This window comes from Achromobacter sp. UMC71 (genome assembly GCF_014170305.1).
Classification (GTDB): domain Bacteria; phylum Pseudomonadota; class Gammaproteobacteria; order Burkholderiales; family Burkholderiaceae_B; genus Achromobacter.
Genome location: NZ_LZZT01000009.1, coordinates 1 through 25,286 on the forward strand (window position 1 = coordinate 1; position 25,286 = coordinate 25,286).

Here is a 25,286-nt window from a genome sequence, read left to right on the forward strand (position 1 = left end):
CGCCTGGCCCGTCCCCTGAACGTTGAATCCGCTAGCGCCACCGTTCCCCCCCGCTATCGCCCCCGCGGCCCCGTTGCCGGCACTACCTTGACTGCCAAACCTGTTCCCGCCATCGCCCGCGGGCGTGGCCCCATCATAGGACGCCCCTCCTGCGGACATCGGACCCGCTCCCAGCCCTCCCGCGCCGGCGGCGAAAGCGGGATGGGCGCCAGAGGCCGTGATCGCAGCCAGCACCAGTGTCAACGGCAAGGGGGATGGACGCTTGGATGTCATCAACGTACTCCTGAATTCACTTGCGAATAGGGAGCCTCAGTAACGCCCGCGCGGAAAAGGTTCCGTTTGATGCCAGGGCAGCCGTGACCGCGGCATCGGTCGTTCACCGGCGATCAAAAACGGGGCCGAAATAAAATCCATGCAGGAAGCATCCGCCCGACGAGCGTTCGATCCCACGAAGAAGATCACCGCCACACGCACGCGAAAGCCCGCGCTACCGTTTGCAGAGTGCGGTCTCCGAAGCGCCCGGCCATCCGGCCCCTTAAATTCCGCCCAGTGGATTTAAGGGGAATTCCCCGATTCTCCCTCCCCGGCCCGGCCGATACCATTCGCCGCATTTCCGCCTGCCGGCGGACATAGACCAATATGTTGCGCGCCCGCGCGGAGACACCATGAAAGCACTGACTACCGTCGCGGCAGGGGCCGCGCTCCTCTTCTCCTCTTGGGGCGCCAGCGCGGGCGTGACGTTCGAAAGCGTCAAGAACAAGGGCTTCGTCCAATGCGGGGTGTCCACGGGCGTAGCGGGGTTTTCGGTCAATGACAGCAAGGGCGGCTGGATGGGGCTGGACGTGGACCTGTGCCGCGCGCTGGCCGTGACCATGTTCGGCGACGCTTCCAAAGCCAAGATCATGGCCGTCAGCGCCGTGCAGCGCTTTACCGCCTTGCAGTCGGGTGAAGTGGACGTCCTGCCGCGCAACACCACGCTGTCCCTGACACGCGACACGACTCTGGGCCTGATCGGCGTGGGCGTGAACTACTACGACAGCCAGGGCATCATGGTGAACAAGTCGCTGAACGTGAAAAGCGCCAAGGAGCTGGACGGCGCCACCGTCTGCGTGCAGCCCGGCACCACCACCGAACTGAACCTGTCGGACTGGTTCCGCTCGCAGAACATCGTGTTCAAGCCCGTGGTGGTGGAGCGCCTGGACGAGATCATCCGCGCCTTCGCGGTGGGCCGCTGCGATGCCTTCACCGGCGACAAATCGCAGCTGGCTGCAGCCCGCACCAATCTGGCCAACCCTGAGCAGTACGACATCCTGCCCGAGAATTTCTCGAAGGAACCGCTGGGCCCGATGGTGCGCCAGGGCGACGAGCAATGGTTCAACGTGGTTCGCTGGACGATGTTCGCGATGCTGGAAGCCGAAGAATACGGCGTGACGTCCAAGAACGTGGACGAGATGCTGAAAAGCACCAATCCCAACGTGCAGCGCCTGTTGGGCGTGACGCCGGGCATGGGCAAGAACCTGGGCGTGGATGACAAGTGGGCCTATAACGTCATCAAGCAGATCGGCAATTACGGCGAGAGCTTCGAGAAGAACCTGGGCGAGACCAGCCCGCTGAAGCTGACCCGCGGGTTGAATGCGTCGTACCGCAATGGCGGGCTGATGTATGGGTGGCCGGTCCGGTAAGGGCATCCTCCACCCGACCGACCAGCGAGCGCCCAGGGCGCTCGTTTTTTTGCTGGCCGGGTCGGTGACGCATGGCCTTGCGGGGCGCCATTACCGGATGTCACTTACGTAGTATCGTTGACGACCCCGGCCTTTCCCCTTCCCTCAGGTACATGACCTCTTCATCGATCTCCGTTCAATTCATCCCGACAGGTTTTGTTCCGACCGACGAACAGAGAAAGATCCAGGCGTCCCGGCACCGCATCAATCTGGTGCTGGCCAATGCGGGCGCGGCCAAGACCACGACGCTTGCGCTGCGCATCGGGGAAGCCATCAGCAAGGGCACGGCGCCGGAAGAGATCCTGGCGCTGACGTTCACCGACGAAGCCAGGCAAGTCCTGCAGGCACGCCTGACGGCAGTGGGCATCGCCTACAACACGGCCAGGCGGGTCCGCGTGCAGACGGTCGAGGAGTTTGCGCGGCAGGTGCTGGCCGGGCTGGAAGATGCGGTGCCGAGCGCGCTGGCGTCGGTGCGGGAACAGAAGGCTTTCGCGCTGGACGCGCTGGAAAACGTCGCCCCCAATCATCCGGACCGGGGCGATGTGCTGGATATCCGCACGCACAACACGGCGGTCAGCCAGTTTCTGGACAATCTGCTCAAACTGAAAGCCACCATGACCCTCATGCGTGGCGGCGAAGGCCTGGAGCCGGAATTGGCCGCGGAAGGCCTGGCCATTCCGGTGACCGATTATCTGTGGGCCATCGAGTATGAAAAGCAGCGCATCGACCTGTTCGGTTATGTCGAGGCGCGCGGTTTTTTTGACGCCACTTACGACCTGGCCTGCATGCTGCGCACGACGCCTGAAATACACGAAGCCCTGCCCGCGTACAAACTGGTGGTTTGCGACGAACTGCACGACGTCAACGAGGCGTCTTTCTGCATTATCGAAACCCTGTTGAATGTGCACCAGCCCTACTTTGTGGGCGTAGGGGATAAGGACCAGGTGATTTATTCGCACCTGGGCGCCGACGATGCCTTTCTGCAGTATCGAATTGCGGCCAGCTTTCCGGACTGCGCGACGTTTGCGCTGTCGATGACGTACCGCCATGGCCCGCACCTGGCCTATGCCATGGAAGCGTTCAAGCACAAGACGGTGGAGTCGAATCTGCCGCTGCGCACCGAGATTCACGAGGCTGCCTACGCCGATCAGCCCGGCGCTTGTGGCCGGCAGGTGGTCCAGGCCGTGCTTCAATGGCAGCAAGACGGCAAACCGCTGGACGCATGCTGCATTCTGTTCCGCGATCAGCATCAATCCATCGACATCGAAAACGCGCTCATGCAGGCGCAGGTTCAATATCGCACGTTGACGATGCGCAGCTATCTGCTGCGCGACGAAATACTGTTCCTGCGCGGCATGCTGGCAATTGCGCTGGCCGATTTTCATAATGTGGCCTCCCCGGACACCCGGGCTGCCATCGTGGAAGCGCTGGCGACGTTCGCCGAGGTGCCGCTGTCCCCGCAGGAACTCAGCGAAGCCAAGACGACCATCGCCCGGGACCCCGCCACGCTGGAGTATTTTTTTGAAGGCCAGATCAAGCGCGTGGGCAACCCTGCCGCCCGGGCGCGGATTGAACAGGCGGTGGCGTATCTGCGCGACCTGGAACCGGCCGCGCCCGCCCATGCCGCGTTGGCAACGGTCTGCGACTTCGTGGAAATGGAAAAGCTGGCGCAACGCCTGTATGTCCACCCCTACCAGGCCTCGGTCGTGACCAAGTGCGTGAACGGCTTTATCGCGACGGCGCGCAACCTGAACCAGAACCTGTCCGATTTTTCCGCATGGATCGGAACCGCGGAGAAGGTCGCCGGCGCGCGGCCCGGCAAGGCTACGGTGTTGCTGGACTGCGTGGCCAACGTCAAGGGCAAGGAATTCGACCACGTGATCCTGCCTTTTCTGGACCAAGGCGAGTTTCCGAATCCGCTACGCACGCTGTCCGAAGAGGAAAACCTCTTTTATGTCGCCGCCACCCGGGCAAAATCGCGGCTGACGCTTGTGACGGCCGAAGACCCCGCACGGCGCAGCCCGTTCATCGCCAGGATGCAGCTGGCGGGCACGCTCAACCGCGCCAACAATGCCGTGCGCCGCAACGTCGGCGTGCCCACCGCAACCGCCGGCCGTCGCGATCTGAAGGTGGCCTATGCCAACAAGGACGCGGTGAAGTCGCTGGGCGCCCAGTGGGACCGCACCCGCAAGGTCTGGTACGTCCCCGATCACCTGGATCTGGAGCCATTCAAGAGCTGGCTGGCCGAGCCGTGATCCGTCCCCGGCATGGCTTTGCCGTTGGCCCGTTTATGATGTCGGGGTAGCGAGTCCGCCCAAATGCGGTACTCTCCCCACCCCGATCATTTCCCCGCAAGGAGCCAAACATGGCACAAGCCTCCGCCCGTCACATCCTGGTCTCGACCGAAGCCAAAGCGAACGAACTGAAGACCGCCATCGCCAACGGCGCTGATTTCGCTCAAGTGGCCAAGGAAAACTCCAGCTGCCCGTCCAGCCGCGACGGTGGCAACCTGGGCACGTTCGGCCCCGGCCAGATGGTCAAGGAATTCGACACCGTGGTGTTCAGCGCCCCGGTCGGTGAAGTCCAAGGCCCGGTGAAGACGCAGTTCGGCTATCACCTGGTTGAAGTGACCAGCCGCAAGGACTAAGTCCCCGCCGCTGCACGCAAGAAGGCCGCTGCCAGAAGACGCTGGCGGCGGCCTTTTTGTTGCCTGAACAGTCCAGAAAACGGGAAGCGACGGCCTGGCCACACGCCCCCCCGCCGGGGCCCTACCCCTAGAGCAGATACAACCTGAACGGATACGCGTAGTAGATCTGCTCGGTGCGATTCACCCTGCCTTCGAATTCCTTGTAGATCTGCCGCCGGGTCCGGTACAGCGCGTCGATCGGGGCCATGCCTTGCTTCAGGCCGCCAAAGAAGTAACGCAGCGTCAGCGTGGACGAATGGCCGGCTTCATTGCTGATGATGGGCGCCAGGTAATGGCGCGCGCCGCTGCGGCGGGCCGCGTCGATGAACGCTTTGCTCAAGGCGAGCTGGCTGGCGTCCAGGTAGACCAGTTTGAAAGCAGCGCCGTGCAGGTCCTGGGGATACATGTCGTCTTCGCCCAGGCCGATGGCGTCGTTTTCGTCTTTTTCCGGCTTGCCCCAGGTGGGGCTGACGACGCCTTCGCCGCTGATCAGCAGGAAGTCATAGCGGCTGCGCGCGAACATGTCCGGGGTGGCGCTGCCGATGAGCTGGAACTTGGAGCCTGGGTAGAGTTTCTGCACTTCACCGGTGCCGTCGTCAGGGTCCGTTTCCAGGTCGCGCAGGATGAGGCCTTTGGACTGCGGGCCGAGACCGGTGGCCGGGGCGGCGACTTGAACCGCTGCCGATTGGCCTTGAACCGCCGGCGCGCCCCCGGCATCGGCGAAGCCGAAGGCGACCGGCTTCTGCACGAACAGCGGCACGCCATCCAAGGGCAACAGGTCCAGCGCAAAGTGCATGGACGTGGGTTCGATCTGGAAGATGACGCAGGGCGCTTTACGCAGACCCGGCAGCAGCGGGCCGAGCAGTTCGTGGGACAGGATCGCCATGCGGGCATCGAAGCGCGCATCCAGCCGCCGGTTCTCTTCGAGCATGTCGTAGACGCGGCGGAATTCCTTGGACAGGATGGCGGCGGAACGCTCGGGGCTGACGGTTTGCGTGATGGTGTCGAAGGTAGATTGCAGCGTCAGGCGGTCGTCCTGCTGGTGCACCTGGATGCGCATGCAGCGTTCTGGCGAGGTCTGGGAGACGGTGTCAGCAACGGTCGTGGATTCGATGGCGGCGGCCGCCATGCCAGAGGCGATTGACGCGATGGCCAGCAGCGCAGCGCAAGTGATGCCGTGAGCGGCACGGCGAGCAAACGCGCGTGGAGGGAGCAGCCCGGAGTGCAAGGCAGCGGTGCGGGACATGTGAAACGTCTCTCGGAAACCAGACCCGCCAATGCTACGCACGATCCTTGTGAAGGTCTGTGAAGTTTGCCGCGGACTTTGTCTGGGACGCGAGGCGCCAAGCCGCGGCTACGCCCTCCCCGTCATCACCATATGCGCCAGCGCATCCGCATCCAGCCCCGCCACGTCCCGTTCAATGACCTTGACGCCGCTCTTCAGGATGGCGACGCGGTCGGCCAGCGCCACCACGTCCGCCATGTTGTGGCTGATGAGGATGACGGTGCGGCCTTCTTCGCGCAGCTTGCGCACCAGGTTCAGGACCAGGGCGGTTTCCTTGACGCCGAGCGCGGCGGTGGGCTCGTCCATGATGACGACACGGGCGTCCCAGCGCAGGGCGCGGGCGATGGCGACCGCCTGGCGTTGGCCGCCGGACATGCGTTCGACGGGCCGGTCCATGTCATCGATCGGCACCGACAGGCGTTGCAGGTAGCCGCGGGCCTGCTCGGCCATGCGGCGCTTGTCCAGCACGCGCAGCGGACCGATGCGGCGCACCAGTTCGGCGCCCATGAAGACGTTTTCCCAGATGGACAGGCGCGGGGCCAGGGCCAGGTCCTGGTAGATGGTGGCGATGCCCTGCACCAAGGCATCGTGGGGCGAGCGGAAGATGGCGCGCTTGCCCGCCAGGCTGAGTTCGCCGCCGCTGGGCTCCTGGGCGCCGGAGATGATGCGGATCAGGGTGGATTTGCCGGCGCCGTTGTCACCGCAGATGGCCATGACGCGGCCCGCGGGCACGTCCAGGTCGACGCCCTTGAGCGCCTCGACGGCGCCATAGGATTTACGGACTTGGCGTAGCGACAGGGCAATGGTTGGGGCGGCGGTCATGGTGATGGCGAAACGGCAATCAGGCAGCGGGTGTGGGGCCTACTTCGCAGGCGCGAGGAATTTCTGCACGTTGCCGGCATCGACCAGCACCGAATCCATGAACAGGTATGGCCCGGCGGCGATCTTGTCCTTGGGTTCCTTCTTGACGACGATACGGTCGATGGCGTCGATGGCGGTGGCGCCCAGTTGCTCGAAGGGAATCATCATCGTCGCGGTGATGAGGCTGTTGGGGTCGGCGATGCGGCGATAGGTCTCGGGGCCGCCGTCGACGGACACCAGGGTGATGTCGCCCTTCTTCATACCCTGGGCTTGCAGCAGGTCGTCGATGACATAGGCCTGGCCGTCGAACGAGGCCCACACGCCCTTGAACTGGCCCTGGTTGCGCAGGAACAGCGCCTGCATGCCGTTGCGCACGTCGTCGCGCCAGCTTTGCGTGCGCGCCATGCTGAATTTCGCCAGATCCTTGACGGCAGTGTTTTCCGACAGGACGGCATCGAGCATCTTGCCGCGGATGCGGGTGCCGGAATTGCCGTCGAAACGGGCGGACAGGATGTTGCCCTGGTAGCCCATCTTGCCCAGCAGGTACAGCACCGACTGCGCGCCCGTGGCGTATTCGTTGACCTCGACGTCGACCAGCATGTGCGGGCTGGCGCCGGACATGACGCCGACAACGGGGATACCTTTGTCCTTGGCGGCCTGCAGCTGCGCGTCGGTTTCAACGGGCTTGCCCATGGCCACCACGATGGCGTCGACCTTCTTGTTCACCAGGGTGTCCAGCTGTTCAGCCAGCTTGGGCAGCGAACCCTCGGCGTTCAGCTGGGTGACGGTCCAGCCTTTGGCGCGGGCGGCTTCCGACGCGGCATTGGCGGCGCGGGCATGGGTTTCCGAGGACATCTGGAAGGCGATGACGCCGACCTCGAAAGCATGAGCGGCGCCCGCCGCGGCCAGCGCCTGAACGGCGAAGACGCCCGCCAGCAGCGTGCGCGTGAAGAATCGGTTCATGGCGTTTCCCCTTGCTTATCCGAATTTGAAGGCCGCTTTCTTGAGCACGGCCGATGACACCGCGACGGACGCGATGATGATGAAACCCAGGACGATGTCCTGCACGTAGTAGGCCGCGCCCATCAGCACCAGGCCGTTGCCCAGCACCTTGAGGATCAGCGCCGCGACCAGGGTGCCGGGAATGTTGGCGTGGCCCGGGTTGAACATGGTCATGCCCAGCAACACCGCGGCGATGGCGTACAGGAAGTAGTCGCCGGCCATGTTGGGCGCGGCCGACGACAGGCTGGACGTGAGCAGCACGGCGGCCAGGCCGGCGCACAGGCCGGACAGCGCCAGGCCGATGCCTTTCATGGCGTGGATGTTGATGCCGGCCAGGCGGGCGGATTCGCCGGCCTCGCCGGTGGCGGTCATGCGGGCGCCGGTGCGGGTCCACTTGACCAGGAAGAAGGCGAACAGCACGGCGCCCAGCATCCACAGCACCAGCGCCGGAATGCCAAAGGGCTTGCCCCGCGCCAGATCGGTAAAGGTGGCGGGCCAGCGGCCCACGTAGGACACGCCATCGGTCAGCATGAAGGCGAAACCGCGCGCCATGGCGGCCATGCCCAGGGTGGCGATCAGGGACGGCACCCGCAGCCGCGTCACGGCCATGCCGTTGACCAGGCCGCACAGCAACCCGACGCCCAGGCCCGCGGCGATGGCCAGCACGACGGGCTGGCCGGTATGCACCAGGGCGCCCGTGACGACGGCGGCCAGGCTGGCGACGTCGGCAACGGACAGGTCCAGCTCGGCGGTGACCAGCGCCAGCGTGAAACCAATGGCGATGATTGCCAGGAAGCTGGTTTCCTTGGCGATGTTCAAAAGATTATTGGGTGCTGCGAAGTTCGGCGCAGCGATCGCAAAAAAGCCCACCAGGACCAACCCTGCGATGGCCGTACCGTACTTTTCCAGGATGCCGCGCATCGCCTCGCCCTTGCTGCATTTGATGATGGCACAGCGCGCCTGCGCTCTGCCCCCGGCCGGGTCGTTGCCCAGGCCTGTGGCGTCGTAGTGTATACCCGGCGTAGCCGGCTGGGCGCGGGTTGGCGCGGCTTCGGGCCCTAGGGTTTTACCCCAGCCGGGTCGCCGTCAAGGCGTGCGATACGGGCGCCAGCGCGGCTTCGGCGGCGCGGAACTGGGCATACATGCCGCGATAGATCTCGGACTGCGCGGGCCGCGGCTCGTAGCGCCGGGCGACCGCCGCCAGGGCATCCTGGGCGGCGGCGAAGCTGGCATGGCGGCCCAAGGCTGTCCACGCTGTGACCGCCGCGCCCAGGATGCCGGGCTGGTCCGCCTGGCCCACGACCACGGGGCGTTCGCAGATATCGGCCTTGACCTGGCACCACTGGGGGCTGGACGCGGCGCCGCCGCCGAAGCGGATCTGCGCCACGGGGCGGCCCAGGGCGGCTTCGGCGCGTTCGAGCACGATGCGGTTCAGGAAGGCCACGCCTTCCAGTACGGCCCAGGCCAGATCGCCGGGGCCATGGCGGCGGTTCAAGCCCAGGAAAGCGCCCCGCAGGTTGGGATCCCAATACGGCACGCGCTCGCCTTGCAGATAGGGCAGGAACAGCGCGGGCTGCGGATCGCGCGGGACGGCCAGCAACGCGTTCATGGCGTCGCCCACGCCGGCCATGCCTTCATTGCCCAACCGGCCCAGCAACGGCAGCAGCCAGGCGATGGTGTCCGCGCCATTCTGCCCCGGGCCGCCGATCTGATGGTTACCGCCGCCCCAGTCCACGGTCATCAGGCCTTGGGCCTGCACCGGTTCGGCGCCCACGGCGCCAAAGACTTCCGTGGTGCCGGAGATGTTGTAGGCGTAACCAGGCCGCAGCGCCCCCAGGCCGGCCACGGCCGCCCAGGTGTCGTTGGCGCAGGCGACCACGGGACGTCCGGCCAGACGGCGCAATGCGCCCGGCAGGCCCGGTTGCACGGGACCGACGACGTCCAGGGGGCTGAGCAGGTCCGGCACCCAGGCGGGGTCGGCGCCTATAGCGCTCAACAGGTCTTGGCCAGTCGCCGCCCCGTGGGGCGCCGCGCTGACAGCGCTGGCCGGGCGCGCAGCCGAGGCGCCATCGGCCGCCGCACCGGGCAGCGCCGACGCGGCCAGGCGCGCCAGGGATACGGCATCGCTGGCTGCCCTGCCCGTCAGGCGCAGGTTCAGATAGTCCTTGGGGTCCAGCACGGCGCGCACGCGGGCGGCATGGCCGGGTTCGGCGCGCAGCAGCCAAGCGATGCGGGCCCAGGGGTGAAAGGCATTGATCTGGCGGGTTTCAGGATGATGCTGCGGCAAGGCCGTCATCCATTGCGTCACGTCGGCCGCCGCGCGCGTATCGCGCCAGGTGATGGCCGGACGGATGGCCGCGCCTTGGGCATCCACGAACACTTGCGTGCGCGTAACGCCGCAAATGGCGATGGCCGCTATCGCGTCGAAGGCCGGGCCGGCCTGCACGGCCAGGGTATCGGCCAAGACCTGCAAGCCGCGCCACCAGGCATCGGCGTCGATCTCGTCCCATCCCGGCTGCGGCCCCGCGCCTGCGGGGCTGTCGATGGCGCAGGCATGCGCGATGGCCCCCATGCTGTCCACTAACGCCGCTCGAAAGCGCGTGCCGCCCAGATCGACGGCCAGGACGTAGTGCATTGCGGAAAGGTCGGACTTCAGAGGCACCATCGCATATCCAAACGCCCTGCCGGCGGCGGCAGACCAAGCGTGCGGCCATTGTATGGCAGCGGTCCGCTGCAACGCAGCACCGGATTCCCTATCAATTGATAATTTCTGTTCAGGTGACAGCCCCGATACCGTGCGACAGAATGGCCTGCACCCGGAGGAGACAACACCATGAAAAAGACACTATGCGCGGCCGCGCTGGCCGCAGCGCTGGGCTGGGGCGCAGCCGCCCAAGCCGACGACGGCGTGATCCGCATTGGTTTCATCACGGACATGTCCGGGCTGTCGGCGGACGCGGATGGGCCCGGCGGGGCCGAGGCGATCAAGATGGCCATCGCCGACTTTGGCGGCACGGTGGCAGGCAAGAAGATCGAAGTGCTGGTGGCCGACCACCAGAACCGCGCCGACATCGCCTCGTCGCGCGCTCGCGAATGGCTGGACCAGAAAGGCGTGAACATGTTGATCGCCGGCGCCAATTCGGCGGCGGCGCTGGCGATGGCCAAAGTGGCCGAGGAAAAGAAGACGCCCTTCTTCGTGGTCAGCGCGGGCGCGTCGGAACTGACCAATTCGCAGTGCACGCCCTACACAGTGCACTACGCCTACGACACCGTGTCGCTGGCGCGCGGCACGGCGCGGGCGATGCTCAAGGAAGGCAACAAGGACTGGTTCTTCCTGACGGTGGACCACGCCTTCGGCCAGGCTCTGGAGCGCGACGCCTCGGCCGTGGTGACCGCTGACGGCGGCACCGTGAAGGGCCGGGTGCGGCATCCCTTGAACACGGCGGACTTCTCCTCGTTCATCCTGCAGGCGCAGGCTTCCGGCGCGTCGGTGCTGGGCCTGGCCAATTCGGCCAGCGACACCAGCAATGCGGTCAAGGCCGCTGCCGAATTCGGCCTGACGCCCAAGATGAAGATCGCGGGCCTGCTGGTGCTGATCACCGATATCCACGCGCTCGGCCTGCAGGCCGCGCAGGGCATGTACCTGACCACGGCCTGGTACTGGAACCAGGACGATCCGTCGCGGCAATGGGCGGCGCGTTTCGAGGAACGGATGAAGAAGAAGCCGTCGATGCTGCAGGCGGGCGACTATTCAGCCGCCACGACCTATCTGAAGGCGGTGGCCGCGACCAAGAGCACCGATGGCGACACCATCATGACATGGCTGAAGGCCAATCCGGTGAACGACTTCTTCGTCAAGGACGGCAAGATCCGCGCCGACGGGCTGATGGTGCATGACATGTTCCTGATGCAGGTGAAGACCCCTGCCGAGTCGAAAGGGCCCTGGGACTACTACAAGCTGGTGGCGCGCGCGCCGGGCGACCAGATCTACACATCACCGGCGGAATCGGCCTGCCGGTTGATGAAACCGTGAAAGGGCGCCGCGTGGCGCCTTACTCCAGTACCTGGATCGTCTGCGCGAACGCGCCCTGCTGGCGCTCGTGGGCGGTCGCGCGCAGCGCGTCCAGCAGGCGTTCGGTCAGCTCCTGGTTGGCGGATTCCTTGCGCGTGATGAGCAGGAAATCGAACCACAGTCGTGACGACAAGGGCAGCGCCATCAGATCCGGATAGGCCGCCACGATGTCGGACGCCGACAGCGCGTTGACCAGGCTGATACCGCGCACCGCGCGCACGGTACCCGCCAACAGCGACATATGCGCCTGCATGCCGGACCGCAACTGCAACGTGTCGGTGATGTCGCCCTGAGGCATGACGTAGTCGGACCAGAGCGGCTGCACATAGGTCTCTGGCGCGATATCGGCAACGGCGATGGTCGCCCTTCGCGCCAACGGATGGTCGCGATGGACGATTGCCATGACCTCGGTGCGCAGAAAGGGCCGGAACGCTACCCGGGCGCTGTCCTGCGACACCGCCCCCAGGCCGAAGTCGGCGCGCATGGTTTCCACCGCGCTGATGACCTGCACCGAAGATTCCAGGTCAATCGAGAACGGTCGGGTACCGTTGGCCTGCAGATAGCGGCGCACCGCGTCCGGCGCATAGGACAGCGCCAGCGCGGGCGACGTGGCAATCCGCAGACCACGGCCGCCGAACTGCTCGATGCTGTGCAGCGCCTCGTCGATGCGGACCAGTTCGTCCAGCACGAATTTGGCTTCGCTGTACAGGTAGTGGCCGGCCTCGGTGGGGCGCAGCGTCTTGTGCGACCGGTCGAACAGCAGCACGCCCGTGGCGCCCTCCAGCCGCGAGATGGCGTGGCTGACCGCCGGCTGCGTCAGGTGCATGGCCTGGGCGGCCTGCCGCGTGGAGCCGGTCATGACGACTGTGTAGAAAATGCGCAGGTCGTGGATGTTGAAGTTGCGCTTCATGCGGCGTCATAGCTCCCGATAGCACGCTGACGGCGGGACCGCGCCCCGCCTGATGCCTGATTCTAGGGCCTGACCGGGCCAGAGGTTGCCCGCGCCAACCGGGAATCCGTCTGCCATCGGGCAGGCACCCTCGCTTTACACCTGGTCCTCCGAGTAGATTCCCGCCGAAATGGTGGAGCTGCCCACGATCAGTTCGCCGTAAAGCAGCGGCACGGGGTTGCCTTGCGCCGTCGTATTGACGGGACCATTGAAGTTATACGAAGCGCCGTTGTTGGGTCCGTCTTTGACGCTCAACGCCCGCTGCTGAGGGCTCAACATCTGGACGAGGCCGCCCAGCGCCATGGCCATACCCATCGACATCATGGTGCCCGAGATGGTCATGGCAGACCCCCATACCGCGACGTTCAAACCCGGGATGAAAGACGCAACGATCAGCGCCACGCCCACCACCACCTGCATCAGCCCCCCGCGCTTGGCGCCCGTCGGCATCGGTGCGATACGGATGTCTTCGTCGCCCGCCGGCCGCGCCAGCTCGTCTTCGCGCAGATTGCGCCGGCCGATGAAGCACGCATAGCGCACGCCCTTCGATTCGCTGTCGAGCAAGCGGTTTTCAAAGCCGGGCAGCAGCACGCACAGGGCGCGTATCGCCTCCGACGTGCTGGACACGGCCAACCGGTGCAACCGGCCGAATTCCGCGCCCAGCCTGCCATAGAGGCGGATGGTTTTCAGTTGTTGTGACATATTGACTCTCGCTTGAAGCCGCTAGACGGACTGCGGCGGCTCGACGCCACGTGTGGCGGTCTTCGGAAAGCGCTGCTTCACGTGGTTGCATTGCGCGACCCATTGCGTGACTTCGTCAGGCAAGCTCTGGCCCGAGCGTTGCAGATGCTCGGCGAACTTCATGATCGCGTCGAGCTGGTCGCCAATGGCGGGATAGGCGCGCGCGCGCAGCGGCGCATAGGGTTCATAGTGGCGGATTTTCAACTTCAAACTCCTTGTCGATGTGGGGCCAGGCGCGCACCACGATGCGGTAGCGGCCCGGTTGATCGAACTCCAGTTCGATGCTGGATTGATTGCAGGGGTATTCCATGCGATTGACACTGACCACGCAGGGGACGGGCAGTCCTGAAAGCATGCTTCCGGTCAGCACCGACGTGCCCGGCGGCCTGGATTCGACTCGCCCTTCCTGGACATACTGTGTCTCGGGGTCGACTACGCCCTCGATATAGCCTGCAGCGCCATTCATGGAAACGAGCCGCTCCAACTGGTCAACCTGCTGCAAGGAAAGCACGCTGAAAACACGGCCATCCGAGTCGTAGAGTGAATATGTGTTCATCGTAGTAGTCCCATAAGTGCCACGTTGCCCCTGGCGTTGCCGTAGCCATCCAAAGGCCTGGGAAACGTTATCGTCAGCGAATACGTTCCTGGTTGCAGAAAATCGCTCAGCCATACCTGCGCCATACCGCTGAAGCCAAAGTTTGAAGTCATTGTTCCTTGAGGCGCTTCACCGCCCCAGTTCCCCCCGCCCAATCCGAAAACATGGTTCTGCATCATCATCAAGCGGGCCGGCACATTCAGGTAGATGGACACCGTGGCGGTATTCGTTCCCGAATAACGCCCCCATTCCAGGCTGTAAGTCGCCGAATTATTGATAACCACCGCGCCGCTCGCGATACGCAAGGTATCCACCTGCGCCACGCCGATATGCGCCGTGCTGATGTACGCCGTATTCAGGTTCGCCAGCTTGGCTGCCAGCACGTTGGCGTCGAGACGGTCGGCATTGATATACCCTGCGCTGATCTTGCCCGCGTCCAGACTTCTGATCATCGCGTTGGTGATCCGCCCCGTGCCGATTACCGCGTCGTTGATGAAGGTCTGGCCGTTCTCGATCACGAACGGGGTGGTCGTCGCGCCATTGGCCAGGTTCAGCAAGGCCAGCCGGTCAGCCAGGAAATACACCGAGGTCTGCACTTGCCCGTCGGGCTGGCTGTAGGCCCCCAATGACATGCCGGCGGCGTAGACCTTGTTGTCCTGCGTGACCTGGGCCTTGACGCTCCAGGTGGCCTTCAGCTTGCCATCCAGCCCGACCAGGGCCGAGCGAGCCTCTTCGACCCCGGCAGCAGCGCCGTTAGCCGTCGCCAGCACCGTATCCACGCGCGAAGCCAACGCGCCGTCTGCGTCCTCGCGCTTGATTTCCTCGGCGGTAATGGCGGCGCGGGTCGCGTCCAGGCCGGTGGTCAGGCCATCGATCGTGCCGGTCAGATCCTTGGCCAGTTCATCGCGGCTGATCTTGCCATTCAGGTACTCCAGAATTTCGCTGGCTTCCCAGCTCGATTCCCCCATCACGCCTTGGTCACCCGGATACCAGGCGCCGATCTCGCCATTGAGCGCGACGATGCGGCCCCAGAAGTAGAAGCGCTTGCCAGCCGACAGCCCCATCAGGGTGTGGGCGCTTTGCGGGAAGGCATAGTCGCCCAGCTTGATGGCGCTGGCACGGTCGTTGGACGCGCTGTACCAGATCTCGGTGCGTTGCGCCGTGAAGCGACCTTCCGGGAAGGCCCAGCGCAGGTCGATGCCGAACACCAGCGGCTTGGCGGCCAGCAAGGCCAGCGCGGGCGGCGGCGCAATGTCGCCCTCCAGCTGCGTTTCGGTGGAATTGACCCAGACCGACGAGATGTCCGCCACATTGATGGCGCGCACCCGCGCCACGTAGGCGCCGGCCCGGATGTCCGGCAATTCCAGGGTCAGCGCGCCGGTACGGCCCGCTTCGACCCAGTCAGAGTTGTCGCGGCGCCATTGCACCTGGTAGGCCACGGCCGAAGCCGCCGCGTCCCAACTGATCACCCCGACGTGCCGCGCCATGCCCTGGTCAATCACCGAACGCGACGCCAGGCGGATGTTGGTGGGCGCGGGCTGGACGGACGGCGGCACCACCGTGATGGGCTTGGGATCCAGGCGCGTGCCGAAGTCCACGTTGTCGAACTTGCCCGGTTCGTGCTGTACCGCCGAGATCTCGGCGATCAAGCCTTCCTTGCGCTTCACGCTCAGCACGCGGAAGGTCTGGGCCGACAGGGCCTCGGATTCCAGTGTCCAGACACACTCGGCTTCGGGTGCCTGCGAGAAGGGCGTGGTCACCGTGATATGCAGCACCGTGCCCGGCAGGCCGACCAGGTCAGCGGTCAGCTCGGTGGAGTCCACCGTGAAGACCGTGTTGTCCGCCGTCAGGCCCGTGCCCACCGCGGTGGCGACCACGCGCGTTTCCGACAGGCCGTTGGGCAGGTTCACCGTCAGGCGGTCGCCGGGCCGAACGCCCAGTTCGGCATCGACCGTGATCTTGCTGAGCGACCCTTCACGAATGCGACCGCCGATGCGGCGACCGGCCAGGTGCTGGTCCGCTACCCGGATGACGCTGCCCGGCCGCACGCGGCAGGCGTCCAGGCCCACCGAGAAGGTGACCGAGCGCGTCTCCATGTTAGAGGTCAACAGCATCCACTTGCCGATGCGGTGGGCCTGGCCGCGCGAGGTGCAGCCAAAGCCGGTGACTTCCACCTGCTGGATGCCGTAGCGCGCGATGCCTTCACGGCTTTCGACGTACTCGACCTTCTGGCGGCCCATTTCGGACATGTCGTTCCAGGACACCAGCGCCACGGTATAGCGGGTCGTCAGCGCCGATCCGACGTAGTTGAACTTGCCTTCGACCACGTTGGCGGACGAGAAGGTGTAGACCGGGTCGCCGGGCATGTCGGCCGACGCGAACACGGCGGCGTTGGCCCAGTAGGCCATGCCGCGGAAGATGGACGCGAAGTCCTGCACCACGCGATAGGCGTCGGCCGCCTGTTGCAGGTAGACGTTGCAGGTGAAGCGCGGTTCCTTGCCGCCAAAGCCGTCGTCGACCATCTCGTCGCAGTAGCGGCCGATCTGGTACAGGCCCCACTTGTCCAGCCAACCCGCGGGCACGCGGGTACCCAGGCCGTAGCGGTCATTGCTGATCAGGTCGTAGAACACCCAGGCCGGGTTGTTGGTCCAGGCCAGCTTGAAGGTGCCATCCCACACGCCGTTGTAGCTGCGCAGATCCGGATGGTAGTTGGACGGCACGCGGATGATGCGGCCGCGCACGTGATAGGCGCGGGTCGGGATGCTCTGGAATTGCGAGGCATCGATCTTGATGCCGACCACGGCCGACATCGGATAGCGCAGCTTGGCGTCGATGATTTCCGTGACCGTATCCACCACCGTGCGGTCCGAGATGGTGTTGCTGTTGGCATTGGGCGTGATGCGGCGCACCCGGATGTTCCAGCCCTGGCGCGCCCGCGGCAGGTCGATGCGGTGCGAGCGGGTATAGCGCTGCGTAGTCTTGCCGTCGAACGCCGTGGCCAGCACCACCTGGTAGCCGGCGCCGTCCGTGTTCACCTCGATCAGGTATTCGACACGGTAGCCATTGATGTCGCCATTCTTGGTGTCCGCGCGGCTCAGCCCTTCGACCGCCAGCGTCACGCGCACGGCGGACGCCTGCAGGTTGGTGAAAAGGCGCGTCCAGGGCTGATTCGATTTCAGCTCGGCATTGATGCCGATGGTGCTTTCCGACGCCGGAAAGCCGGGCAACGGATCCTGCAACTGCGTGCCCGTGCGAAAGTCGATCGACGCCCCCGTGAAGTTCAGCGAGCCGTCTTCGTTGGCCACGGGCGTGCCGTTCAGGTAAACGTCGCGCAGGGCATTGTCCATGCCGTGCACGGGGCCGTAGATCTCGCCTTCGCCAAGCAGGTCGATGACGCGCGCGTAGGCCGTGCTGTGCAGGCTGTCGGGCGATTCCACCGGCGCGCGGCCGCCGCCGCCGCCCTTGCCCTTGTGGCCGATGACGTCCTGTCGCGCATCCGCCCGCTTGCCGCCAAAAGCAAAGGCGCCCGTGGGCGCCTTGTTCCTGATGCGATGTCGTTGTTTCATACGTGGTCTTCCGAATAGATACCTGCGGAGATCGTGGCGCTGCCGACGAACATTTCCCCGTAAAGCAGCGGCACGGGGTTGCCCTGCGCCGTCGTGTTCACGGGTCCGTTGAAGTTGTAGGACGCGCCGTTTTCCGGGCCATCCCTGGCGCTTAGCACGCGTTGCTGGGGCGACAGCATCTGGGCGATGCCGCCCAGCATCATCGACAGGCCCAACGTCGCGGTGGCCTGCACCAGCCCGCCTGCCTGGAACGCTGCCGCCAAGCCGCCCGTGTAGAACGCGGCCACGGCGATCAGGACCGCCCCCAGCACGGTCTGGAACACGCCGCCGTTCTTGGCGCCGGCCAGTATCGGTGCAATGCGAATCGTGTCCCTGCCAACCGGATGCCGCAACTCGTCTTCCGACAGATTACGGCGACCGGCAAAGCACGCAAAGCGCACGCCGTTTTGCTCACTATCCGACAGCGCCTTTTCAAAACCGGGCAGCAAGACGCACAGCGCCCGCACGGCCTCGGCCGGGCTGGTGACCGCCAGCCGGTGTTCCCGGCCGAACCGCGCGCCCAACCAGCCATACAGGCGGACCAAACGTGTCTTGTCGTTCATCGCTTCTCTCCATGACGCAGCACCACCCGGGTCGCCTCGCGCCAGAATCCGCCATATACCACCCGCTCGGAATCGCGCCCGTACAGATGGTGCAGCATGGCGTCCGGCAGCGGAAACAAACCTGGCGCCTCGCTCAACGGTTCGGCACCGATGAAAACACCCGCATGATTGGCCCGGTCGGACCGCACCTGCATGATCACCACATCGCCCGGCGCCATGGCCTCGTGGGCAGCCAATGGCCGAAACCCGGCTTCGGCGTAATGGTCCATGTACAGGTCACCGGCGCGGCCCGCTTCCCACCAGCCGTCTTCGCGGGCGAAGTCGGGCAGGCGGATGCCGCGTTCCCGCGCATACCAGTCGCGCACCAGCGAATAGCAGTCCAGCACGCCATGGGCGAACTGGCGGCCCAGCAGCGGCGCCTGGAAGCCTTCGGGCGTAAAGCCGCGGATCTCGCCGGCCTTGACCTGGCCGTCCAGGTGCTTTTCGACGGCAACGATGTACCAGGGCAGGCCCGACGCCTCGCAGGCCACCCGGTCGGCTTCGCTGGGAATCGCCGGCGCATCCGGATGCGAATGCACCACGGCCGCGATCTTGCCGCTTTCCTCGGCCGCCGCGTAGTCTTCGGCCGCCATCACGAAATGTTCTTCGCTGGCGGCCGTATTGCGGCACGGCACATACCATTCGCGGCGGCCGGCCTTGACCACCAGCCCGCAGCATTCCTGCGGATACGTCGCCACGCCATGGTCGCGGATGGCCTGCATCGTGCTCTTGCGCATGCTTATCCCCTGACCAGATCGGCGGACGGAAAGCCGCCGAAGTTGATGATTTCGTATTCGCCGAAGCGCTTCTTGCAATCCGACATCAGGCCGGAACACCGGTCCTGCGTCGGGTCGTTGACGGACTTGCCGTCCAGATCGAACATGCGGTTGCCGGTGTAGCCGCAATACGGGCCGCGATAACCGCCCTTGCGCAGCCACGAGCACACGCCCGCGATGATCGGACGGTCCGGCAGCTTCTGGCCGTTGAAATCCAGCGCGCTGGACAGCGAGAACTCGACCACCTGGGCGGTTTCCGCGGTCTTTTGCTGCACGATCCAGACTTCGGGCGGCAGCTCTTCCTGCGGGTCCGCCGTGGGATTGCCCTGCGGGAAGTTGGCCGCGTCCAGGTACTTGCCCAGCGTGCGGCGCACGACCACCCGCGCGCCCACCAGGTCATCCAGGTGGATACACAGGGACGAGATCACGCCCACGACGGCGTTGCCCTTCTCATCCTGGCCGATATTGCCAACGCGCAGCGTGGGCGATGGCTGTTGGCCTTCACCGACCTGCTCGAAGCCTTCGGCCTGGATCGCCCAGGGGTCGTACTGCTTGCCTTGCCAATAGATCGGCCCCACCTGCATGTAGCCATGAAAGCGCTGCACGGCGCCGCCGATCTCGCTGGCGTCCAGTTCGAACAATTCGACCAGGGCGCCCGGCTCCAGTTTTTGTATGTCTGCGTTGATACCCATTCATTTATTCTCCAGAGACGGCGCGGCGGACGTGGATGCAGCAGCGCCGCTGCTCAATTGCTCAAGCTGGCGATTCAGGCTTTCAATCTTGCTGTTCATTTCCTGCATCGCGCAGACCATCCGGGCGACCAGTTTCGAGCTGTCGACGCCTTGCAACTTCATGCGCGGACCCGAACCATGACCGTCAGGCATCACAGCATCCTTTTCTCCGGACACGGCTAAGGGCGCCACCTCCTGCAATTCGTGCGCAATGAAGCCGTCCTGCGAGCTGTCATCCATCACCATCTTGAAAGTGCGCGGACGCATTTTCAGAATCGAGGCCAGCGCCCAAGCCCCGTCCATGTCTCGAACGTCGTACTTAACCCGGTAGTCCGAAGTCGTGTAATAGGACGTGGCAGACGGCGAAGTCTGGATGGAGCCGACGAGGCCACCGGCCGCATTTGAGAAACCGATGGCCACGGTATCGTCCGCTCGCGGGCTATACAGCGTGCCGAATCGGGTTCCGCCTCCGTCGAAGTTGATCGCCTGACGCACCAGATAGTTGCGGCTGTATTCAGGGCCGAGCACCCACGTGGCAGCGGTACTGATCCGGCCGCACTCCTGACCGACGGCCTCGAAGATCAGCGGTTGAAACGCGCCGCTTCCCGTTCGGCCACTGGTGATATAGGCACCCGTAGGAAAACATTGAAGGGAGAGCATGCTCGCATTGGCGCTGCTGTCCTGCCATACGTTCACGCGGCTGCCGCCCGCCGCGGTACCCGGCACCACGTTGAGGTTCGCCGAACCGGAGGTGCTCTGGAAGACACCGCCCGCGTTCGGGCCGAAGCCCATCGCTCCCCGTACTTTCCAGGTCGCCGAATCGAAGGCGAGGTCCTGGGAAATACTGGGGTCGTACTTCGCATAGGCGGTTCCATTCCACCTGTACCACCCCGCACCGTCCACATGGATGTCGCCGCAATCGGCTGTAGGCATCTGTACTGCGCTACTCCAGGTCCCGACGACTCGCCAGGGCTGCCAGGTTCCATTGGCAGGATTGCCATAGCGTGAGTATCTGCGGGGCTTCTGGTTTGAGAAAAGCACCGACATTTCCTGGCACACGATCCCCGCCGTGAGCCAATACACGTTCATGTATCCGGCGTTCACTGCCACACCAGCAGGCCAGTTCGACCCACCCGATAGCGGCACAGCCGCCGCCCAGGTGTAAAACGTGTTGTCCGCCACCAGCGTGTTGGCGTCGGTTGCCGTGGCCAGGTACACGTGCGTGACCGCCTGATCGCTGCGAGCCAGCTCGAACCACGGCCCCCAGGCCGCCGTGCCTGCACTCAGAAAGCGATTGCGAATGAACTTGCGCGGGTTGGTCAACGTATAGGTCGTGTATTCCTGATACACCGCGCTATTGCCGCCCGGGCCAAATTTCACCGACAACATGCCCGCCAGCGGCACGGGATAGTTTGCTCCGGCCGTCGCAGCGGCATTCGTGTTCTGGCTGTAGTCGCCCGGGGTCGCATAAGTATTCAGGTCTTCCGCGGCGCCCAAGGGCGTCGCATTTACGCCGGGGATCTGCGCAACGGACACTTTGCCGTTGCTGTCCAGGGTGGCCACGCCGCCCGGCGCGGCAAGCTGACTCGAGTCCACACTCGCCACCCAAGGCGACCAATTGCCGTTGACCAGCGAGCGGTTGTAGACCTTGTTGCCATTGGCGGCGTAGTAAACCTGGCATACACCGGAAGTCACCGAGACGCCCCCCAGCGGCGCAGCAGACATGACCAGCAGATAGCCCGACTGCCCCACGGGAAAGTTCGACCCACCGGCGGCGATGGCCGAGGAGCCGACGGCCCACAAGCCCCGTTGGGTGTAGCTGTTCAGGTCCTGCGCGGTGGCCATGCCCCCCGCATACGAGACCACGGTCGTGACATCCGCCAGCTCCTTCCAGGCCGACCAGACAGTGGCCGACATGCGTACACGCCAGAAGCGCTGCATGGCCGTCGTAACGTTGGTACGTGTGGTGTAGACCTGGACCACCGGCGTGCCCGTGGCGGTGACCTCCAGGAACCCCACATTGGCTACCGGATAGTTGACGCCAGCCGTCGCGCCAGCGATGGTCGTCTGGTAGAACGACCCCGGCGTGATGTATTCATTCAGGTCGTGCGCCGCCGTCGGCAGCGCAGCCGAGTATGCGGCAGGAATCTGCGCCGTGGGTACTTTGCCGTTCGCATCCAGCGCGGCCAGACCGTTCGCAGCGCCCTTTTGCGACAGCGCGGGCAATTCCTGCCAGGCCGCCCAAGTGCCGCCGTAGAACGATCGCCAGAAGCGCCGCGAATACGCACCCGCGCGATACTGGGTGTACTCCTGGTAGACGAACGCACTGTCGGCGGACCCAGCCACCTCCAGAAGGCCCGCATTCGCGACCGGGTAATTGCTGCCCGTTTGCGCATTGGCGTTCGTATGCTGGTGATAGCGCCCGGGAGCCGTGATCGTGTTCAAGTCGACCGAGGCGCCTAGGGCTGCGGCATTCCACACGCTGGCCAGATCTGCCTGCACCGCAGTGAAATTGGCGTTCACCTTCTGCATAGCAATGCGCAGCGGGTCGCCCGTTTTGTCGTTGTCGGTTTTTCCGACATTGATGGGTTGCGTATTCGCCATGGTTTTCAAGGCCTGAAGACTTGTTGGAAGGTGACGGCCAGCGAGTACATCTCGCCGCCCATCGCAGTAAGGTCGTAGTCCGCCGCCGTGTAGTACCCCATCTCGCCCAGCGGCGGCTGCCACTGGAAGGCCCGAACCGCCTGATGGCGGTCCAGGAAGGCCACGATCGGGCTGATCTGCGCCGCCGATCCCGCGAATTGCAGCGGCCAGGAGGCCACCTTGTTGTTGATGCCGTCGGCGGCGGTCTGGCTGTAGCCGTCGCCGAACTGCGCGGTCAGCACGCGAAACTTGGTCCTGCCTTGCGGATTGATGCGCGGGGACCAGTTGAAGGTTTCGATTGCCATGCTCATGCCCCTGCTAAACGGTTGTTGCTGGCCTGCCAGGCCAAACCGCCCTGGCGGTACGACTGCGTCATACGACGGTCGACCAACTGGTTGACGTATTCGCCGATCTGCTGGCCGAACTGCTTCCAGCCCCCCTCGCCCGATTCGGTTTCGGTATTGACGTTGCCGTCCTGTACGTAGACGTTGACGGACACGCCGCCGCCCACCTGGCCGGTGTCACCCGCCACGTTGGGGAAGGCCGCGCGGATGCCCAGCGAACCATCCGAACCGCGATGCAGCGGCATGATGGCTTCGGGGCCGGCTTCACCCATGACGCCCATCGGGAAGGCGACCGGGCTGCTGACCATGCCATTGGTGAAGGCGTTGCCTTTGGCGTTCATGGAGATAGGAAACGCCTGCGCCACTCCCGAGGCGGCGGCCGCGCCGGCGCTGGCGCCGCCACCAAACAAGCCGGATATCCACGACCCTGCCGCACCAATCCAACCGCCCAATCCGCCCCCGTTCTTGCCAGACATGAAGTCGCCGCCCAGCAGTGTTTCCATCAGTTTGGCCGAAGCCGCAGACGTCGCCATCTTGGCCACATTGTTCAGGAATGAGAGTCCCATCTTGTCGAACTTGTCGGCCACAAAGTCGTACATCTTTGTGCCCAGGACGTCCTGAATTTTTCCTGCTCCGTCACGCGCAGATTCAACGAGCTTTCCGTTCAGCTTGGACATGAAGTCTTCGTCGGGCTTTTTCTCCTCCAGCCCCTTCATCGACTGTGCGTATTGACCTTCCGTGATCTCGCCGGTATTGCGCGCCTCTTCCAGCCAGTCACGCTTTCGCATGATCTGCGCATCTTTCTCCGGATCCTTTCCGGTAATCCCGTTGATGTAGGCCTGTCGATCCTTGCCTTGCTGCTGCTGATCCAGTTCCCTGGCACGCCAGAGCAGCTCTTCCCGGGTCTTGTCGTCCTCCCCCGCGAACTTGCCGAAGCGAGTTTCATACCGCATCTTTCCTTCTTCGGTCTTTATGCCGAACAACTGCCAGGTCCGATCAAGATCTGCCAGGGTCTGCTCAACTGCAGCGGATCGACGCGTTTGCGCCCTTGCTTCTTCGTTTAATCCTTTCGATACCTTGTCTCGCTCGGCGAGGGACCTCTGCTGCACCGAAGTGTCGGCTTTCGCCGTCGAGGTCGACTGCGCCACACTCTTGGAGTAGGCGTTGCAAGCCGCCGTCATGTTCTTGTAGGCGGTCGTCTGCTGATTGGTCGCGTTGACCAGCCGTGCCAGGTCGCTGGCGGAGAGCCCGCCTGAATTACTTGTTGCCATGGTTTGCCTCTTTCATTGCGTCGCTACCGGCCCGCTCACGCGGGCCGGACACGTCGTCAAGACCCCTTCTTGACCTTCGACAGCAGGAACGCCTTCAACGCGTCCGCGCCGGCCTCGGCCGGTGTTTCCGCGTCTTGCTCGCCCCAGCGCACCAGCATGTCGGTGGCGCGCACCTTGGCGCCGGCAGCCTGGGCCACCGTGGCGGCCAGGCTGGCCGCGAGCAGGTCGGCCCGTTCGTCGCCCAAGGGAGACGTGCGGTCCAGCTCGCGCCACAACGACAGTTCATGGGTGTCGATGGCCAGCATCAACTCGCCCAGCGTGCGCCCCAGCCGAAGCGCCAAAACCATCAGGAAACGGAGGTCTGGCGTTTCCTGGAGGGCTTTTTTGCGCGCGCCTGCGCTCCCTCCCCGAGATTGCCCAGTTCGATCGCCTTGGCCACCAGCGTGGCATGCGCCAGCCCATAGGCCGCCGCGACAATGTCCACGTCTTCGTCGCTGAAGACGCGTTGCGGGCCCGTGGCGGTCTGCTCGAACAGGGTGCGCACCAGCAGGCTGGCCGAGGCGCGGGTGTAATCCACGCCCGGCGCGTCCAGCTTGGCGCGCACGATGTCGTTGTCTTCGCCCGGCTCCACGCCCGCGGCCGCCCAGATGGCGCGGATGTGGAACAGGTGGTCGCCGGCGCTGGGCGCGCGCACGATGACCCGCGCGTCCTGCCATTGCGGCACGGTGACGGTTTCATGGTGAAAGCCGGCCAGCGGATCGGCAGCCAGGCCGCGCAGGCCCAGGTTGCGGGCAGTGGGGTTGATCGACGTGTCCGTCATGGCGCTCAGCCCCCGTTGGCGGGTGCGTCGGTCAGCTTGACGGCGCCGGTGACGCGCACGTTGAACGTGGCGGACACGACGTTGTCCAGCTGGCCTTGCCACTGGTATTGGGTGACCAGACCCAGGAACTCGAACTTGGCGCCGTCGGCGAAGGTCACGCGGAACGCGCGGGTCTTCTTGTCGCTGCGTGCGGCCACCAGCGCTTTCTGGGCCGGGTCGCCCGCTTTCCAGTTGCCGGCCATGCTGAAGGTACCGCTGTCGTCCAGGCCCAGGGCGTATTCCTTGGCGGTGGACTTCAGGACGGTGACGTCGATCTCGGTGGTCTGGCCGCCCTGGAAGTTCGGGTCCTTGATGGTGATGGCCAGATCGGCGTAGGTCAGGCCGGCGGCGCCCAGATCTTCGGTAGCCGTGGTGGACACTTCCAGCTGCGTGCCCTGGGTTTGAACGAATTGCGAAACGGTAGTACCTGCCATTGCAGACTCCAGAAAAAAGCCCGCCAGCGGCGGGCAACTGCGGCCGTCCGGGAATCCGGAGCGACCATGAAAAAGGCCCCGCGGCAATTGCCGGGGGGCCTGATCAGTG

At 64.8% G+C, this 25,286-nt stretch carries 23 protein-coding genes; 4 read left to right on the forward strand and 19 right to left on the reverse strand.

Going from position 1 to position 25,286, the window contains the following annotated elements; all coding sequences use genetic code 11:
• Positions 1-665 precede the first annotated feature (665 nt).
• The 3 genes from A9974_RS03285 to A9974_RS03295 all read left to right on the forward strand — a co-directional run bounded on the left by A9974_RS03285 (position 666) and on the right by A9974_RS03295 (position 4,368).
• A complete protein-coding gene (locus A9974_RS03285; protein WP_183002731.1) occupies positions 666-1,682 on the forward strand; it encodes an amino acid ABC transporter substrate-binding protein in 1,017 nt (338 codons plus the stop codon).
• A gap of 152 nt (positions 1,683-1,834) precedes the next feature.
• Complete coding sequence (locus A9974_RS03290) at positions 1,835-3,976, forward strand: ATP-dependent helicase (RefSeq protein ID WP_183002732.1); 2,142 nt, start codon at positions 1,835-1,837, stop codon at positions 3,974-3,976.
• 110 nt (positions 3,977-4,086) lie between these two features.
• Positions 4,087-4,368, forward strand: a complete 282-nt coding sequence (locus tag A9974_RS03295; protein WP_175174789.1) for a peptidylprolyl isomerase — start codon at positions 4,087-4,089, stop codon at positions 4,366-4,368.
• Positions 4,369-4,495: 127 nt separating this feature from the next.
• Here A9974_RS03295 and A9974_RS03300 read toward each other — a convergent pair whose 3' ends face one another.
• The 5 genes from A9974_RS03300 to A9974_RS03320 all read right to left on the reverse strand — a co-directional run bounded on the left by A9974_RS03300 (position 4,496) and on the right by A9974_RS03320 (position 10,190).
• Positions 4,496-5,653 carry a hypothetical protein gene (locus A9974_RS03300; RefSeq protein ID WP_183002733.1) on the reverse strand — a complete coding sequence of 386 codons (1,158 nt, stop codon included), beginning with the start codon at positions 5,651-5,653 and terminating at the stop codon, positions 4,496-4,498.
• 108 nt (positions 5,654-5,761) lie between these two features.
• A complete protein-coding gene (locus A9974_RS03305; RefSeq protein WP_183002734.1) occupies positions 5,762-6,514 on the reverse strand; it encodes an ATP-binding cassette domain-containing protein in 753 nt (250 codons plus the stop codon).
• Between the two features lie 39 nt (positions 6,515-6,553).
• Positions 6,554-7,516, reverse strand: coding sequence for a substrate-binding domain-containing protein (locus A9974_RS03310; protein WP_183002735.1), 963 nt, complete (start codon positions 7,514-7,516; stop codon positions 6,554-6,556).
• A 15-nt stretch (positions 7,517-7,531) separates the two neighbouring features.
• The gene (locus A9974_RS03315; RefSeq protein WP_183002736.1) at positions 7,532-8,476 is read right to left on the reverse strand and encodes an ABC transporter permease; all 945 of its coding nucleotides are present in this window, start codon (positions 8,474-8,476) and stop codon (positions 7,532-7,534) included.
• 145 nt (positions 8,477-8,621) lie between these two features.
• Positions 8,622-10,190: an FGGY-family carbohydrate kinase gene (locus tag A9974_RS03320; RefSeq protein WP_183002770.1), complete on the reverse strand. Its 1,569-nt coding sequence runs from the start codon at positions 10,188-10,190 to the stop codon at positions 8,622-8,624.
• Positions 10,191-10,388: 198 nt separating this feature from the next.
• Here A9974_RS03320 and A9974_RS03325 point away from each other — a divergent pair, with 198 nt between their 5' ends.
• Positions 10,389-11,588: an ABC transporter substrate-binding protein gene (locus A9974_RS03325; protein ID WP_183002737.1), complete on the forward strand. Its 1,200-nt coding sequence runs from the start codon at positions 10,389-10,391 to the stop codon at positions 11,586-11,588.
• A gap of 19 nt (positions 11,589-11,607) precedes the next feature.
• Here the strand turns inward: A9974_RS03325 and A9974_RS03330 are convergent, their stop codons facing one another.
• From A9974_RS03330 to A9974_RS03395, 14 genes are all read right to left on the reverse strand, one after another.
• Positions 11,608-12,537, reverse strand: coding sequence for a LysR family transcriptional regulator (locus A9974_RS03330; protein ID WP_183002738.1), 930 nt, complete (start codon positions 12,535-12,537; stop codon positions 11,608-11,610).
• A 135-nt stretch (positions 12,538-12,672) separates the two neighbouring features.
• Positions 12,673-13,278, reverse strand: coding sequence for a tail assembly protein (locus A9974_RS03335; RefSeq protein WP_183002739.1), 606 nt, complete (start codon positions 13,276-13,278; stop codon positions 12,673-12,675).
• 21 nt (positions 13,279-13,299) lie between these two features.
• Complete coding sequence (locus A9974_RS03340; RefSeq protein WP_183002740.1) at positions 13,300-13,521, reverse strand: hypothetical protein; 222 nt, start codon at positions 13,519-13,521, stop codon at positions 13,300-13,302.
• Positions 13,502-13,873 carry a hypothetical protein gene (locus A9974_RS03345; RefSeq protein ID WP_183002741.1) on the reverse strand — a complete coding sequence of 124 codons (372 nt, stop codon included), beginning with the start codon at positions 13,871-13,873 and terminating at the stop codon, positions 13,502-13,504. Before A9974_RS03345 ends, A9974_RS03340 begins: the two co-directional genes overlap by 20 nt.
• The gene (locus A9974_RS03350; RefSeq protein ID WP_220805829.1) at positions 13,870-17,478 is read right to left on the reverse strand and encodes a host specificity protein J; all 3,609 of its coding nucleotides are present in this window, start codon (positions 17,476-17,478) and stop codon (positions 13,870-13,872) included. Before A9974_RS03350 ends, A9974_RS03345 begins: the two co-directional genes overlap by 4 nt.
• Positions 17,475-18,080 carry a tail assembly protein gene (locus A9974_RS03355; RefSeq protein ID WP_183002742.1) on the reverse strand — a complete coding sequence of 202 codons (606 nt, stop codon included), beginning with the start codon at positions 18,078-18,080 and terminating at the stop codon, positions 17,475-17,477. Before A9974_RS03355 ends, A9974_RS03350 begins: the two co-directional genes overlap by 4 nt.
• On the reverse strand, positions 18,077-18,856 hold the full coding sequence (locus A9974_RS03360) for a C40 family peptidase (protein ID WP_183002743.1): 780 nt from the start codon (positions 18,854-18,856) through the stop codon (positions 18,077-18,079). The genes A9974_RS03355 and A9974_RS03360 overlap by 4 nt, the downstream gene beginning before the upstream one ends.
• Positions 18,857-18,858: 2 nt before the next feature.
• Entirely contained in the window at positions 18,859-19,587 is a 729-nt protein-coding gene (locus A9974_RS03365) for a phage minor tail protein L (protein ID WP_183002744.1), read from the reverse strand.
• A complete protein-coding gene (locus tag A9974_RS03370) occupies positions 19,588-22,230 on the reverse strand; it encodes a pyocin knob domain-containing S74 family peptidase (RefSeq protein WP_183002745.1) in 2,643 nt (880 codons plus the stop codon).
• 5 nt (positions 22,231-22,235) lie between these two features.
• On the reverse strand, positions 22,236-22,574 hold the full coding sequence (locus A9974_RS03375) for a phage tail protein (protein ID WP_370539566.1): 339 nt from the start codon (positions 22,572-22,574) through the stop codon (positions 22,236-22,238).
• Between the two features lie 2 nt (positions 22,575-22,576).
• Complete coding sequence (locus A9974_RS03380) at positions 22,577-23,884, reverse strand: phage tail tape measure protein (protein ID WP_183002747.1); 1,308 nt, start codon at positions 23,882-23,884, stop codon at positions 22,577-22,579.
• Between the two features lie 56 nt (positions 23,885-23,940).
• Positions 23,941-24,231 carry a DUF4035 domain-containing protein gene (locus A9974_RS03385; RefSeq protein WP_183002748.1) on the reverse strand — a complete coding sequence of 97 codons (291 nt, stop codon included), beginning with the start codon at positions 24,229-24,231 and terminating at the stop codon, positions 23,941-23,943.
• The gene (locus A9974_RS03390) at positions 24,231-24,704 is read right to left on the reverse strand and encodes a phage tail assembly chaperone (protein WP_183002749.1); all 474 of its coding nucleotides are present in this window, start codon (positions 24,702-24,704) and stop codon (positions 24,231-24,233) included. Before A9974_RS03390 ends, A9974_RS03385 begins: the two co-directional genes overlap by 1 nt.
• A gap of 5 nt (positions 24,705-24,709) precedes the next feature.
• Positions 24,710-25,177 (reverse strand): phage tail tube protein, encoded by a 468-nt coding sequence (locus A9974_RS03395; RefSeq protein ID WP_049076510.1) that lies wholly within the window; start codon positions 25,175-25,177, stop codon positions 24,710-24,712.
• Positions 25,178-25,286: the final 109 nt, after the last annotated feature.